This window comes from Stappia sp. ES.058 (genome assembly GCF_900105595.1).
Lineage (GTDB): Bacteria > Pseudomonadota > Alphaproteobacteria > Rhizobiales > Stappiaceae > Stappia.
Genome location: NZ_LT629784.1, coordinates 1,113,401 through 1,126,951 on the forward strand (window position 1 = coordinate 1,113,401; position 13,551 = coordinate 1,126,951).

The window sequence follows — 13,551 nt, forward strand, 5'->3', positions numbered from 1 at the left end:
GTCCGTGCGTTTGTCCGGTGATTCGTCGATAATACCGACGAAACGGGGGCAAACACATTCAATTCGTCATTTCCGCCCGGCTTTGGCGCGCGCCTATCTGATCGTATAGGGAATCAGCCGGCGGTCGTTGCTGTCGATGGTGATGGCGCGGTTGAGCGGCGGCACGGAGCGCTGAGGGCAGGTGAGGCGTTCGCATATGCGACAGGAAATGCCAATGGGTTCGAAGGCGGCCGTGCGCGTCAGGTCGAGGTCGTCGCAATATACGAGGTCGCGCGCATGGGCGATTTCGGTGCCGAGCGCGATGGCGTAATGCAGCACCGGCCCGCTGTAGCCGCCGGATTTCTTGATGACATGGGCGGCCAGCGAAATGTAGCGCGACCCGTCCGGCGTTTCCGCCAGTTGGCGGATGATCGTGCCCTGGGTCTCGAAGGCGCGGTGCACGTTCCACAAGGGGCAGGCGGCGCCAAAGCGGGCGAACTGCAACTTTGTGGCGGAATGCCGTTTGGTGATGTTGCCGGCCCGGTCGACACGGGCGAAGAAGAAGGGGATGCCCTTCATGCGCGGGCGCTGCAGCGTCGACAGGCGATGCGCGACCTGCTCGAGGCTTGCGCCGAACCGGTCGGCGATCAGGTCGAGATCATGTCGGGTTTCCCGTGCGACGCGCAGGAACGCACCGTAGGGCAGAACGAGCGCCCCGGCGAAGGCATTGGCCAGACCGATGCGGGCGACATGGATCGCATCGTCGGACTGGAATTTCGCGTCCTTGAGCACCGCATCCATGATGTCGGTCGCTTCGAGGAGGGCGATCTGATGCGCGAGCTGGAAGACGATGGTCGATTCCGGCAGGGCCTCGTTGAGCACCAGCGTGCGCGCCGACTTGTCATAGGTGCGGATCTGCCCGGCGTCCTCGCCCGAGCGCCGGCGCTGCACCGCGATGCCGTGCCGGGTTTCCAGATGCGCGACCAGATCGCGGGCGAACACCCGGCCCGCCGGCGCGATTGCCTGCGACAGCGCCTCCGCCGCGACGTCGAGATCGTGGATGTAGTTGTTCTCGAAGTGGAAGAAGTCGCGGACCTCTTCATAGGGGGTCGGCCGCGCCAGGCTTTCGTCACGCGCCAGCGTATCGTCGAGGGTGGCGAGCTGCTCGCTTGTCTGGCGATAGGCCTGATGCAGCCGCACCAGCCCGTGGGCGACGTCGGGCGCGTTCTGGCACACCATCTTGAAGTCCTGCAGCCCCGGCACACTTCCCGCAAAGACCGGATCGGCGAAAACCTCCTGCAGGGCCGCCAGCAGGCGGTCGTTGTCGTCCACCGACAGCGACGAGATATCGAGGCTGAATTTCTCGCTGAGCGACAGTAAGACCGGCGCGGACACCGGGCGTTGATTGTTTTCCAGTTGGTTGACGTAGCTGGTCGACAGGCCGAGCCTTTCGGCGAAATCCCGTTGCGTCAGCGCGGCGTTCTCGCGCAGACTGCGGATCTGGCGACCGAGGAAGAGCTTTTTCATGTGCGCGCGGGACACGATCGGCGGATTGTCCGTCCGATCGTGTCGACCAGTTTCTGTCGATTTCGGTTCATGTATCTTCTAAACATAAAACGTATTGCGCGTAGCGGCGGTGTCGAAATCAAAGCCGAATGTTTCGATATCATCTGAATACCAGTCTGCAACTATCTGTATAAGTTTTTCATTGTAGAATGCTTTGTAATTCTTTTTTCTGGTTTTGCTCGTATTTCGCTTTTCAATGTCATCAGTCATGCCAAAATATTTGCCTAATTCGTTCGACAGATTTTCAAGCGTCAGGATATCGACTGCGATCTTTCCGTTCTCGTCGACGACATAGTCCAACTGTGGATACCAACCTCGAACGGCGCGATGCCAGAAGAACTCCCGATTGCCCCAAACATGGCGGTCTTCCAAAAAGGCTTCGAAATCGCGGGGCGCATATCCTTCTGGCGCCCGGCCGTCATCCATCGCATCTATCGCGAAGGTGTATCTCGACACGACGCGGGACCAAGGATTGCGAACGATTGCAAACGCATTGTTCGCCTTTCGAACTGTAGGCCGTACGTCGATGTATCGTGCGTGCTCGTAACCGGGGTGATCACCTGTAGCGTTCATCGCGGCGAGCAGACTGTCGGCGTAGGTTTTGCTTTTTAACCTCTTGCGGGACGATATCAGAATGCGATCCTTTAACTGTTGCGCATGCCTGATAGACATTCCTCCGTTTTTCGGAATGTGAATGAACAGGCTTTTCGGCTTCCGAAGGCCCAGCGCAGTAAGACACTGTTCGATGCGATACTGAACTTCCCGGCGATCCAAATGAAGCAATTCCAAATCCTCAAGTTGATATTCGATGTTTTTTCCCGGGCAACAGACCCTCAGGCGCGTGACCGCGAAACGGGATCACGTCCTGCGGGCCTTTGAACGTCAATATGCATGTGGGAGAGCTATCGATGATAATTCTGCGCGAAGAAGGTTGTGTCCTCTCGCCAGCTCAATGAGTCACCCACCTGATGGCGTTCATGCCGTTGAACTCGACCCGATGTAAGGCGGGTTTCAAGTGTGAGTCAAAATATGCAGATTTGCAAATTGCAATTATGCAAATGCCCTATATTTGCTCTGCGACACTTTCATTGCTTTCGTGAACGCCCCAGAGCAGATATTTGCAGACAGGCGCGAATGGAAGAATAGGAATAGGCTTGGCGCAGCACGCTGCGTAGATTGGGAAGGTGAGGAACCAGGATACGACCGTAGAGATCCGTGCTGCTCGCTTCATGGCCGCAGGCGGATTACATACGCCTTCGAATGAAGTCGCGCCTTGCCGGGCTGTTGACCAACAGTGGTATTGCGTTGGCGCACGCTTTGATCTTGTTTCGTTGTTCAAACCACATCCGATCAGAAAGGCCCGTCCATGCAGGAGATTTTGCAGGAGCTGGAAACCCGCCGCGCCGCCGCCCGCCTCGGTGGCGGGCAGCGCCGGATCGACGCCCAGCATGCCAAGGGCAAGCTGACCGCGCGCGAGCGCATCGACGTCTTTCTCGATGAAGGCTCCTTCGAGGAATACGACATGTTCGTCGCGCACCGCTGCGTCGATTTCGGCATGGACGGCACCCAGATGCCGGGCGACGGCGTGATCACCGGCTGGGGCACGGTCAACGGCCGCATGGTCTATGTGTTCTCGCAGGACTTTACCGTCTTCGGCGGATCCCTGTCGGAAACGCATGCACAGAAGATCTGCAAGGTCATGGACATGGCCATGAAGAACGGCGCGCCCATCGTCGGCCTCAACGACAGCGGCGGCGCCCGCATTCAGGAGGGCGTCGCCTCGCTCGCCGGCTATGCGGATGTGTTCCAGCGCAACATCATGGCGTCCGGCGTCATCCCGCAGATCTCGATGATCATGGGCCCTTGCGCGGGCGGTGCGGTCTATTCGCCGGCGATGACCGACTTCATCTTCATGGTGCGCGACACCTCCTACATGTTCGTCACCGGCCCGGACGTCGTGAAAACGGTGACCAACGAGGTTGTGACGGCGGAAGAGCTTGGCGGCGCCAAGACCCACACCAGCAAGTCGTCGGTTGCGGACGGTGCCTTTGACAACGACGTCGAAGCGCTGATCGCGCTGCGCCGCTTCATGGATTTTCTGCCGGCCAGCAACCGCGAGAAGCCGCCGGTGCGCGAGTTCTTCGATGATCCGGCACGGGTGGAGCTCTCGCTCGATACGCTGATCCCCGACAATCCGAACAAGCCCTACGACATGAAGGAGCTGATCGTGAAGGTCGCCGACGAGGGCGACTTCTTCGAGATCCAGGAGGCCTATGCCGGCAACATGATCACCGGCTTTATCCGGATCGAGGGCCAGACGGTCGGCGTCGTCGCCAACCAGCCGATGGTGCTCGCCGGGGTGCTCGACATCAACTCCTCGCGCAAGGCCGCCCGCTTCGTGCGCTTCTGCGACTGTTTCAACATTCCGATCCTGACATTTGTCGATGTTCCGGGCTTCCTGCCGGGCACGACGCAGGAATTCGGCGGCGTCATCAAGCACGGCGCCAAGCTTCTCTTCGCCTATGGCGAGGCGACGGTGCCCAAGGTGACGGTGATCACCCGCAAGGCCTATGGCGGCGCCTATGACGTGATGGCGTCCAAGCACATTCGCGGCGACATCAACTACGCCTGGCCGACGGCGGAGATCGCGGTGATGGGCGCCAAGGGCGCGACCGAGATCCTGTATCGCTCCGAACTGGGCGATCCCGACAAGATCGCCGCGCGCGCCAAGGAATACGAGGACCGTTTCGCCAATCCGTTCGTCGCGGCGGAAAAAGGGTTCATCGACGATGTGATCATGCCGCAGTCGACGCGCAAACGCGTCGCCCGGGCCTTCGCCACGCTGCGCAACAAGCAGCTGTCGAACCCGTGGAAGAAGCACGACAACATTCCGCTTTGAGGCGGCGCCGGCGCAAGGGAGGAGCGGGCGTGCCGACGGTCGTGAGATGGAAGGGATATCAGTTCCTGTTCTACTCCAAGGAGGTTGGGGAACCGCCCCATATCCACGTCCTGAAGGACGGGAAACAGATCAAGATCCGGCTATCAAGTTGTTCCGTCGCCCGCAATGTCGGTTTCGCCGCACATGAGGTGAATGATATCTTGAAGGCAACGGAGCGACACCGGTCGGCATTTCTGGAGGCGTGGAATGACCACTTTGGACATTGACGAAAAGCAGCTTGAGGTGGCCGAAGTAGACGTCACCGAGACGACAATCGTCTTCAAGATGGCGGATGACCGGCGCATCGAGGCGCCGTTGTGGTGGTATCCGCGTTTGCATTCGGCAACGCCGGAACAGCGCGCGAATTGGCAGATCCTGCCCTTTGGGGATGCCGTAGGGTGGGAGGAAGTAGACGAATACATAAGCGCCAAAGCCTTGATCGTGGGGGGGGCAGCCCCCGGCGCAAAACCACCGGCGGAGGCTGCGGAGTAGAGACCGTTTTTTTACAAGGTCGGCGCAATCGTTTTGAGTAATGGTCAGTTGGTTTGTTTGGGATGGGTTTTCTATTGTGTGAGACTTTTGAATCTGGAGGTCTTTATGAGCAATATTCCATTGGCGCGGAAAAAAATTTCCCGAGTGATTGAAGAGTTGATGAAAAAGGGGGAGGACGATTTGGCAGAGGAACTGTGTGAAGCAATGCAGCTTCTCTTCCGAAGGAGTCCGGTTCGACGAATGCCAAATAAATCCAGCGTGGTTACGGTCGATATGCGCAAAAAAATCGTGGATTTGGCGAAAACAACAGATCTGCATGCGGCGGAAATCGCCGCAGTGTTGAAAGTAAATCCGGGGCGTGTATCGGAAGTTCTCCAAAAACACGCTGGTGTCAACTAAAGGTGGGGCCGTGCTCAAGAAAATCCTGATCGCCAACCGCGGCGAGATCGCCTGCCGGGTCATCAAGACCGCGAAGAAGATGGGCATCGCGACCGTTGCCGTCTATTCCGACGCCGACCGCGATGCGCTGCATGTGAAGATGGCCGACGAGGCCATTCACATCGGTCCGCCGCCGGCGAACCAGTCCTATATCGTGATCGACAAGATCCTCGACGCGGTGCGCCAGTCGGGCGCCGATGCCGTGCATCCCGGTTACGGCTTCCTGTCGGAGCGCGCGGAGTTTGCCGAGGCGCTCGCGAAGGAGGGCGTCGCCTTCATCGGCCCGCCGACCAATGCCATCGAGGCGATGGGCGACAAGATCACCTCCAAGAAGCTCGCGGCGGAAGCCGGCGTCTCCACCGTTCCGGGCTACATGGGCCTGATCGCCGATGGCGACGAGGCGGTGAAGATCTCCGGCGAAATCGGTTATCCGGTGATGATCAAGGCGTCGGCCGGCGGCGGCGGCAAGGGCATGCGCATCGCCTGGAGCGAGGGCGAGGTGCGCGAGGGTTTCCAGTCGTCGAAGAACGAGGCGGCGAACTCCTTTGGCGACGACCGTATCTTCATCGAGAAGTTCGTCACCCAGCCGCGCCACATCGAGATCCAGGTGCTCGCCGACAGCCACGGCAACACGATCTATCTCGGCGAGCGCGAATGCTCCATCCAGCGCCGCAACCAGAAGGTCATCGAGGAGGCGCCGTCACCCTTTCTCGACGCCGAAACCCGCAAGGCTATGGGCGAGCAGGCTGTCGCGCTTGCGAAAGCCGTGGGCTACGCCTCTGCCGGCACAGTGGAATTCATCGTCGACGGCGAGCGTAATTTCTACTTCCTGGAGATGAACACCCGGCTGCAGGTGGAGCACCCGGTGACCGAACTGATCACCGGCATCGATCTCGTCGAGCAGATGATCCGCGTCGCCGCCGGCGAAAAGCTGTCGATCTCGCAGGACGACGTGACGCTCAACGGCTGGGCCATCGAGAGCCGGCTCTATGCGGAAGATCCCTATCGCAACTTCCTGCCCTCCATCGGTCGGCTGACGCGCTATCGCCCGCCGCAAGAAGGCAAGAACGCCGAGGGCATCGTCGTGCGCAACGACACCGGCGTCTTCGAGGGCGGCGAGATCTCCATGTTCTACGATCCGATGATCGCCAAGCTCTGCACCTGGGCGCCGGACCGGCTGACGGCCATTGACGCCATGTCGACGGCGCTCGACCGGTTCGAGGTCGAGGGCATCGGCCACAATCTGCCGTTTCTTTCCGCCGTCATGGACCACGAGCGGTTCCGCTCGGGCAATATCACCACGGCCTTCATTGCCGAGGAATATCCGGACGGCTTTGCGGGTGCGACGCTGGATGACGAGAGCACCGCGCGGCTAGTCGCCATCGCGGCGTCGTGCAATTTCGTCTCCGAGACCCGTGCGACCGGCATTTCCGGGGCGATGGACAATCACCGCCGCGTGGTCAATCCGAACTGGGTGGTGACCATCGACAAGATCGAACACCCCGTCACGGTGGCGCAAAGCGACGACGCCTTCCGCGTCGAGCGCGGCGATGCCGCGCCGATGGCTGTGGCGCTCAACGGCTGGCGTCCGGGCATGCCGCTGGTGGAGGCGGTGGTCGACGGCGTGCCCTGCGCGGTCAAACTCACCCGCACCATCCAGGGCTATCGCATGCGCATGCGCGGCGCGGATGTTACGGTGACCTGCCTGACGCCGCGCCAGGCCGAGGCAGCGCGACTGATGCCGGAGAAGGTCCCGGTCGACACATCGAAGATGCTGCTGTGCCCGATGCCGGGCCTGATCGTGTCGATCTCGGTGGAGGTCGGCGAGGCGGTCGAGGAGGGCCAGACGCTCGCCACCGTCGAGGCAATGAAGATGGAAAACGTCCTCAAGGCGGAGCGCAAGGGCGTCGTCAAGACCGTCAACGCCAAGCCCGGCGAAAGTCTCGCCGTCGACGAACTCATCATGGAATTCGAATAGGAGCCAAGCCGGTGAGCGACAAGAAGAGCATCGACGACTGGGAGGCCCTCGCCGCGCGCGAGATCAAGGCGGACAGCATCGAGGATCTCGTCTGGCAGACGCCGGAGGGCATCCCCGTAAAGCCGCTTTATACCGAAGCGGATCTCGAGGGGATCGACCATCTCGGCACGCTTCCCGGCTTCGATCCCTTTCTGCGTGGTCCGCGCGCGACCATGTACACCGGTCGGCCCTGGACGATCCGCCAGTATGCGGGCTTCTCCACGGCGGAGGAGTCCAACGCCTTCTACCGCAAGGCGCTCGCCGCCGGCCAGAAGGGCCTGTCGGTTGCCTTCGATCTCGCCACCCATCGCGGCTACGACAGCGACCACCCGCGCGTCGTCGGCGATGTCGGCAAGGCGGGCGTCGCCATCGATTCCGTCGAGGACATGAAGATCCTCTTCGACGGCATTCCGCTCAACGAGATGTCCGTCTCGATGACGATGAATGGCGCGGTCATTCCGGTGCTGGCAAGCTTCATCGTCGCCGGCGAGGAGCAGGGCGCGTCGCGCGCCGAGCTTTCCGGCACGATCCAGAACGACATCCTCAAGGAGTTCATGGTCCGCAACACCTACATCTACCCGCCGAAACCCTCCATGCGGATCGTCGCGGACATCATCGAGTTCACGGCGCAGGAAATGCCGCGCTTCAACTCGATCTCGATTTCCGGCTATCACATGCAGGAAGCCGGCGCGACGCTGGTGCAGGAACTGGCCTTCACGCTGGCCGACGGGCGCGAATACGTCCGCGCGGCCCTCGAGAAGGGCCTTGATGTCGATGCCTTCGCTGGCCGCCTGTCGTTCTTCTTCTGCATCGGCATGAACTTCTTCATGGAGGCAGCAAAGTTGCGCGCCGCGCGGCTCCTGTGGTCGCGCATCATGGACGAGTTCGAGCCGAAGAAACCGCAGTCGAAGATGCTTCGGACCCACTGCCAGACGTCGGGCGTGTCGCTCGCCGAGCAGGATCCCTACAACAACGTCGTGCGCACGGCCTTCGAGGCGATGTCGGCGGTGCTCGGCGGCACGCAATCGCTGCACACCAATTCCTTCGACGAGGCGATTGCCCTGCCGACGGAGTTTTCCGCGCGCATCGCACGCAACACCCAGCTCATCCTCAACCACGAGACCGGCGTCACCAATGTCGTCGATCCGCTGGCCGGCTCCTATTACGTGGAGAGCCTGACCGACGAGCTCGCCACCCGCGCCTGGGAAATCATCGAGCGGATCGAGTCTGAGGGCGGCATGACGGCGGCGGTCGACAAGGGCCTGCCCAAGCGCATGATCGAGGAGGCCGCGACCCGTCGCCAGGCCGCTGTCGACAAGGGCGACGCGGTGATCGTCGGCGTCAACAAGTACCGCCGCGAGGACGAGGATCCGCTCGACATCCTGCAGATCGACAATGCGGCGGTGCGCAAGTCGCAGGTCCGCCGGCTGGAGAAGATCCGCGCCACCCGCGATCCCGATGCGGTCGCTTCCACGCTCAAGGCGCTTGAGGAAACCGCGCGCACCGGCAAGGGCAACATTCTGGAGCGCGCGGTGGAAGCGGCCCGCGCGCGCGCCACCGTCGGCGAGATTTCCGACGCCATGCGTGCAGTCTTCGGCGATCACGGTGCGACGCCGGAAGTCGTCACCGACATCTACGCCGGCGAATACAAGGACGAGCCGGAATACCAGACGCTGGTCGCGCGCCTCTCCGATCTCGCCGCCGAGCTCGGCGAGAAGCCGCGCGTGATGGTGGCGAAACTCGGTCAGGACGGCCACGACCGCGGCGCCAAGGTGATTTCCTCGGCCTTCGGCGACGTCGGCTTCGAGGTGCTCGCCGGGCCGCTGTTCCAGACGCCGGAGGAGGCGGCCGAGGCCGCCATCGACGCAAAGGTTCATGTCGTGGGCGTGTCGTCGCTCGCCGCCGGTCACAAGACGCTGCTGCCCCAGCTCGTCAAGGCGCTGGAGGACCGCGGCGCCGGCAACATTATCGTCGTCTGCGGCGGTGTGATCCCGCGTCAGGACTACGCGTTCCTGAAGGAGGCCGGCGTCGCCGCCATCTTCGGCCCCGGCTCCAACGTGCTGGACGCAGCCCGCTCCGTGGTCGACCTCATCGCCGGCCGCCGCCGCAACGTGGCGTGAGCCGGGCCATCTTCGGGCGCCACGGTGTCACTCGAGAACCGGCAAGGCGGAACTCGCCTCCGTTGCGCGCCCTTGCCCCATGCTCTGCGGCCCGCACATCGCCCAGATGGCCTCCTGGCCGTTGCGGGTCACCTCCTGCGCCACCTCTGTAATCGTGGTGCGCAGCCATTGGTGGGCCGGGTCGGCGTCGTCGCGGCTGTGCCAGATCAGCGAGACGGTGAATTCCGGCATCTCAATCGGCGGCTCGAAGATCTCCAGACCCAGCAGGTCCGCCTTGGCGAGCGCGATGCGTGCCGGCAGACAGGCAACCAGATCGGCTTTCGCGACTGCATAGGGCGCGAAGATGAACTGCGGCAGCGTCAGGAACACGCGTCGCTTTATCCCGCGCGCTGCAAGTGCTGCATCGATTGCGCCGCCCGGGCCGTTGCGCGGGGCGACCAGCGCGTGTTCGGCTTCGACGAATTGCTCCAGCGTCGGCCCACCGGGCCCGAAACGTCCACGCCTTGCAATGCCGACAAGACGGTCGGCATAGAGCGCGGCCGCCCTGTGGCGGGGCTCAAGGTCGCCGACGACCCCGATGGCGAGATCGATCTCGCCATCGTCGAGCATCGGTGTCATGCCGACAGGCCGCGTGTTCTTGATGTGCAGGTCGAGATTGGGCGCTGTCTCCCGTATCCGCTCGATCGTCTCGATCAGAAGCACGGCCATGGAATTGTCGGTCATCGCGATCCTGACCACCCGGTCGAGTCGTCGCGGATCGAAAGAAAGCGCCGGCGCCAGCGCTTCCTCGATCCGCGCGAGTGCCTCGCGAACGGGAAGTGCGAGCGATTGCGCCCGCGCCGTCGGCTCCATGCCCCGGCCGGAACGGACGAACAATTCGTCGTCAAGCAGTGCCCGCAACCGGGACAGCGCGTTGGACATGGCCGGTTGCGACAGGCCGACCCTGCGCGCGGCCCGCGTGACGTTTCGTTCGCTGAAAAGCGCGTCGAATGCGACCAGCAGATTGAGGTCGATCGCCGATATATTCATCCGGTGAATGTTCCTGGATACCCAAAATCAATTGGACGATAGGCCGATCCTGCCCCAGTTACAATCGCGTGGTGTTTTTTCAAGGCCGGCGTCTGTGCGGTTTGCGTTTCGTGCCGGTCCCGCTTCCAGGAGGCTCATATGATCCGATTGAACGTGAACGGCGAGGATCGCGAGGTCGACGTCGATCCCGATACGCCGCTTTTGTGGGTGCTGCGCGACGAATTGCAGATGACCGGCACGAAATACGGCTGCGGCATTGCGGCCTGCGGCGCCTGCACCGTGAACATGGATGGCTATCCGACCCGTTCCTGCCAGACCCGCGTGTCAGACGTCGAGGGCGCGAAGCTGACCACCATCGAAGGTGTCGACGGCAAGGCGGCAAGCGCCGTGCAGGCGGCGTGGCGGGATCTTGATGTGCCGCAATGCGGTTACTGCCAGTCGGGGCAGATCCTGGCCGCGACCTCCTTGCTGGCCGAGACGCCGAAGCCCAGTGACGACGATATCGACGCCGCAATGAGCGGCAATGTCTGTCGCTGTGCCACCTATACCCGTATCCGCGCGGCGATCCGCCGCGCCGCCGACACGATGGAGGGCTGAGCCGATGCTGCATCTCATGCAAAGACTGGCCAACGAAGCCCCGCGCCCGACGCGGCGTTCGTTTCTCAAGATGTCCGCCGGTGCGGCGGGTGGCTTGCTGATCGGGGCGAAACTGCCGGGCTCCATGGCGCAGGCCGCCGCGGGCGCTTCCGCCGACCAGATGTTCACGCCCTTCGTGCGCATCACGCCCGACAACATCGTGACCGTGCTCAACAAGCATCTCGACATGGGGCAGGGCAACGCCACCGGGCTTGCGACCCTCGTCGCCGATGAACTCGACGCTTCGCAAGACCAGGTGCGAGCCGAATTCGCGCCGGCCGACAACGCGAAATACAAGAACCTCCTCTTCGGCGTGCAGGGCACCGGCGGTTCCACCGCGATCGCCAATTCCTTCGAGCAGTATCGCAAGGCCGGCGCCACGGCGCGCGCCATGCTGGTAGCGGCTGCCGCCGACGCCTGGGGCGTTCCGGCATCGGAGATCTCGGTCAGGGCCGGCACCCTGTCGCATGGGTCGGGCAAGACCGCGACCTTCGGCGAGATGGCGGAAAAGGCGGCCGTGATGGATGTTCCCGGCGATGTCACGCTCAAGACGCCGGACCAGTGGGTCTATATCGGCAAGGGGTTTCCACGCCTCGATGTGCCGAACAAGACGGTCGGTGCGCCGAACACCTACGGCATGGACGTGCAGCGTGACGACCAGCTTGTCGCCGTGCTGACCCGCCCGCGTGCCTTCGGCGGCAAGGTCGCCTCCGTCAACGCAGACGAGGCGCGCAAGGTGAGCGGCGTCGTCGATGTCTTCGAAGTGCCGGGCCATGGAGTGGCGGTGCTGGCGACCTCAACCTGGCCGGCGATCAAGGCGCAGGGCCTCCTCGAGATCGAGTGGGACGAAAGCGAAGCGGAGACCCGTTCCACGGGCGGGCTCTTTGAGGAGTACCGCACGCTTGCCGACAGCGACGGGCCGGTGTTCCGTGACGACGGCGATGCGACGGCGGAGCTTGAGGGCGCGGCCAGCGTCGTCGAGGAGACCTTCGAGTTTCCCTATCTCGCGCATGGCATGATGGAGCCGATGGTGCTCACCGTCCATGTCGAGGGAGACCGGGCGACGTTCTGGTATCCCGCGCAGTTCCAGACCGTGGATCAGGCAACGGCAGCCGCCGTGCTCGGCATCCCGCAGGAAAACGTCACGATCAACACGCTCTACGGCGGTGGCTCCTTCGGGCGGCGCACCTCGCCGGATGCCAAGCACATCGTCGAGGCGGCTTCCATTGCGAAGATTTGGGGCAAGTCTCAGCCGATCAAGCTGGTCTACACTCGCGAGGATGACACGCGCGCCGGCTACTACCGGCCGATGGGTGTTCACAAGGTGCGCGCCGGGCTCGACGCGGACGGCAATCTCGTCGCCTGGCATCACCGCATCGTCCAGCAGTCGCTGATGACCGGAACCTCGTTTGAATCCTTCGCCGTCAAGGACGGGATCGATTCCACCTCCGTGGAGGGCGTCGAGGACTTCAGCTACGCGCTGGCGAACTTCCACGGCGAACTGCATTCGCCCAACGTCGGCGTGCCGGTGCTGTGGTGGCGTTCGGTCGGCCATACCCAGACCGCCTATGTTGTGGAAACGATGATCGACCGTGCGGCAGCCGCCGCCGGAGCCGATCCGGTCGCCTTCCGCCGCGCGCATCTCACCCGCAAGACCGGGAGCGACGCGCATGACGCCGACAACACTCGCAAGCTTGGTGTGCTCGACAAGGTCGTCGAGATGTCCGGCTGGGGTGAGGGCGCGCCGGAAGACCGCTTCCGGGGTGTCGCCGTCCACAAGTCGTTCAACACCTACGTGGCCGAGGTTGCTGAAGTCAGCCGTCGTGACGACGACACCTTCAAGGTCGAGAAGGTCTGGTGTGCTGTGGATTGTGGCATTGCCGTCAATCCCGACAACGTCAAGGCGCAGATGGAAGGCGGCATCGGCTACGGGCTCGGCGCGATCCTCTTCAACGAGATCACGCTCACCGACGGACACGTCGACCAGGAGAACTTCGACACCTATCGTCCGCTGCGCATGAAAGACATGCCACAGGTCGAGGTCGAGGTGATCGCTTCCGCCGCAGCACCGACCGGAGCGGGCGAGCCTGGAACGCCGCCGATCGGCCCGGCAGTCGCCAATGCGATCCGCGCCGCGACCGGCAGCGTGCCGGCGGTGCTGCCGCTCTCCAAGTCTGGCCTTGCCTGACCGGCTCGGGTAACCGACCGGCAGAAAACCCAACCGCGCCGGAGCGATCCGGCGCGGATTTTCGTTGGCGCCGAGCGCTGGTGATGTCCATAACGGGCCATCCGCGCGGGGAATGTGCCGGAGGCCCGGGCGCCCGCACCGTGCCTGT

General features: G+C 62.9%; 11 protein-coding genes. 8 read left to right on the plus strand and 3 right to left on the minus strand.

The features are described from left to right. Positions 1 to 93: 93 nt before the first annotated feature. On the minus strand, positions 94 to 1,506 hold the full coding sequence (locus BLU32_RS05245; RefSeq protein WP_093805300.1) for a short-chain fatty acyl-CoA regulator family protein: 1,413 nt from the start codon (positions 1,504 to 1,506) through the stop codon (positions 94 to 96). Positions 1,507 to 1,584: 78 nt separating this feature from the next. Further along, entirely contained in the window at positions 1,585 to 2,328 is a 744-nt protein-coding gene (locus BLU32_RS05250) for a sulfotransferase family 2 domain-containing protein (protein ID WP_157727512.1), read from the minus strand. Between the two features lie 583 nt (positions 2,329 to 2,911). Here BLU32_RS05250 and BLU32_RS05255 point away from each other — a divergent pair. From BLU32_RS05255 to scpA, 6 genes are all read left to right on the plus strand, one after another. Further along, positions 2,912 to 4,444 carry an acyl-CoA carboxylase subunit beta gene (locus BLU32_RS05255; RefSeq protein ID WP_093805302.1) on the plus strand — a complete coding sequence of 511 codons (1,533 nt, stop codon included), beginning with the start codon at positions 2,912 to 2,914 and terminating at the stop codon, positions 4,442 to 4,444. 41 nt (positions 4,445 to 4,485) lie between these two features. After that, positions 4,486 to 4,710 carry a DUF4160 domain-containing protein gene (locus BLU32_RS05260; protein ID WP_244501845.1) on the plus strand — a complete coding sequence of 75 codons (225 nt, stop codon included), beginning with the start codon at positions 4,486 to 4,488 and terminating at the stop codon, positions 4,708 to 4,710. Next, positions 4,691 to 4,975 carry a DUF2442 domain-containing protein gene (locus tag BLU32_RS05265; RefSeq protein ID WP_093805304.1) on the plus strand — a complete coding sequence of 95 codons (285 nt, stop codon included), beginning with the start codon at positions 4,691 to 4,693 and terminating at the stop codon, positions 4,973 to 4,975. The genes BLU32_RS05260 and BLU32_RS05265 overlap by 20 nt, the downstream gene beginning before the upstream one ends. A 105-nt stretch (positions 4,976 to 5,080) precedes the next feature. Continuing rightward, positions 5,081 to 5,374 (plus strand): hypothetical protein, encoded by a 294-nt coding sequence (locus tag BLU32_RS05270; protein ID WP_157727513.1) that lies wholly within the window; start codon positions 5,081 to 5,083, stop codon positions 5,372 to 5,374. A gap of 10 nt (positions 5,375 to 5,384) precedes the next feature. Further along, entirely contained in the window at positions 5,385 to 7,391 is a 2,007-nt protein-coding gene (locus BLU32_RS05275) for an acetyl/propionyl/methylcrotonyl-CoA carboxylase subunit alpha (protein ID WP_093805306.1), read from the plus strand. An 11-nt stretch (positions 7,392 to 7,402) separates the two neighbouring features. Beyond that, complete coding sequence (gene scpA, locus BLU32_RS05280; RefSeq protein WP_093805307.1) at positions 7,403 to 9,550, plus strand: methylmalonyl-CoA mutase; 2,148 nt, start codon at positions 7,403 to 7,405, stop codon at positions 9,548 to 9,550. Between the two features lie 27 nt (positions 9,551 to 9,577). On the opposite strand, the gene BLU32_RS05285 is transcribed toward scpA, so the two are convergent. After that, the gene (locus tag BLU32_RS05285) at positions 9,578 to 10,579 is read right to left on the minus strand and encodes a LysR family transcriptional regulator (RefSeq protein ID WP_093805308.1); all 1,002 of its coding nucleotides are present in this window, start codon (positions 10,577 to 10,579) and stop codon (positions 9,578 to 9,580) included. Between the two features lie 138 nt (positions 10,580 to 10,717). Here BLU32_RS05285 and BLU32_RS05290 point away from each other — a divergent pair, with 138 nt between their 5' ends. Together BLU32_RS05290 and BLU32_RS05295 are read left to right on the plus strand one after the other, a co-directional pair. After that, entirely contained in the window at positions 10,718 to 11,176 is a 459-nt protein-coding gene (locus BLU32_RS05290; RefSeq protein ID WP_093805309.1) for a (2Fe-2S)-binding protein, read from the plus strand. Between the two features lie 4 nt (positions 11,177 to 11,180). Continuing rightward, positions 11,181 to 13,403: a xanthine dehydrogenase family protein molybdopterin-binding subunit gene (locus BLU32_RS05295; RefSeq protein WP_093805310.1), complete on the plus strand. Its 2,223-nt coding sequence runs from the start codon at positions 11,181 to 11,183 to the stop codon at positions 13,401 to 13,403. The last annotated feature ends 148 nt before the right edge of the window (positions 13,404 to 13,551 follow it).

Excerpts from the sequence above, each read along its gene's own strand:
- BLU32_RS05245 (WP_093805300.1), bottom strand. The coding sequence starts at position 1,506 with ATGAAAAAGCTCTTCCTCGGTCGCCAGATCCGCAGTCTGCGCGAGAAC.
- BLU32_RS05255 (WP_093805302.1), top strand. The coding sequence starts at position 2,912 with ATGCAGGAGATTTTGCAGGAGCTGGAAACCCGCCGCGCCGCCGCCCGC.
- BLU32_RS05265 (WP_093805304.1), top strand. The coding sequence starts at position 4,691 with ATGACCACTTTGGACATTGACGAAAAGCAGCTTGAGGTGGCCGAAGTA.
- BLU32_RS05270 (WP_157727513.1), top strand. The coding sequence starts at position 5,081 with ATGAGCAATATTCCATTGGCGCGGAAAAAAATTTCCCGAGTGATTGAA.
- BLU32_RS05285 (WP_093805308.1), bottom strand. The coding sequence starts at position 10,579 with ATGAATATATCGGCGATCGACCTCAATCTGCTGGTCGCATTCGACGCG.
- BLU32_RS05290 (WP_093805309.1), top strand. The coding sequence starts at position 10,718 with ATGATCCGATTGAACGTGAACGGCGAGGATCGCGAGGTCGACGTCGAT.
- BLU32_RS05295 (WP_093805310.1), top strand. The coding sequence starts at position 11,181 with ATGCTGCATCTCATGCAAAGACTGGCCAACGAAGCCCCGCGCCCGACG.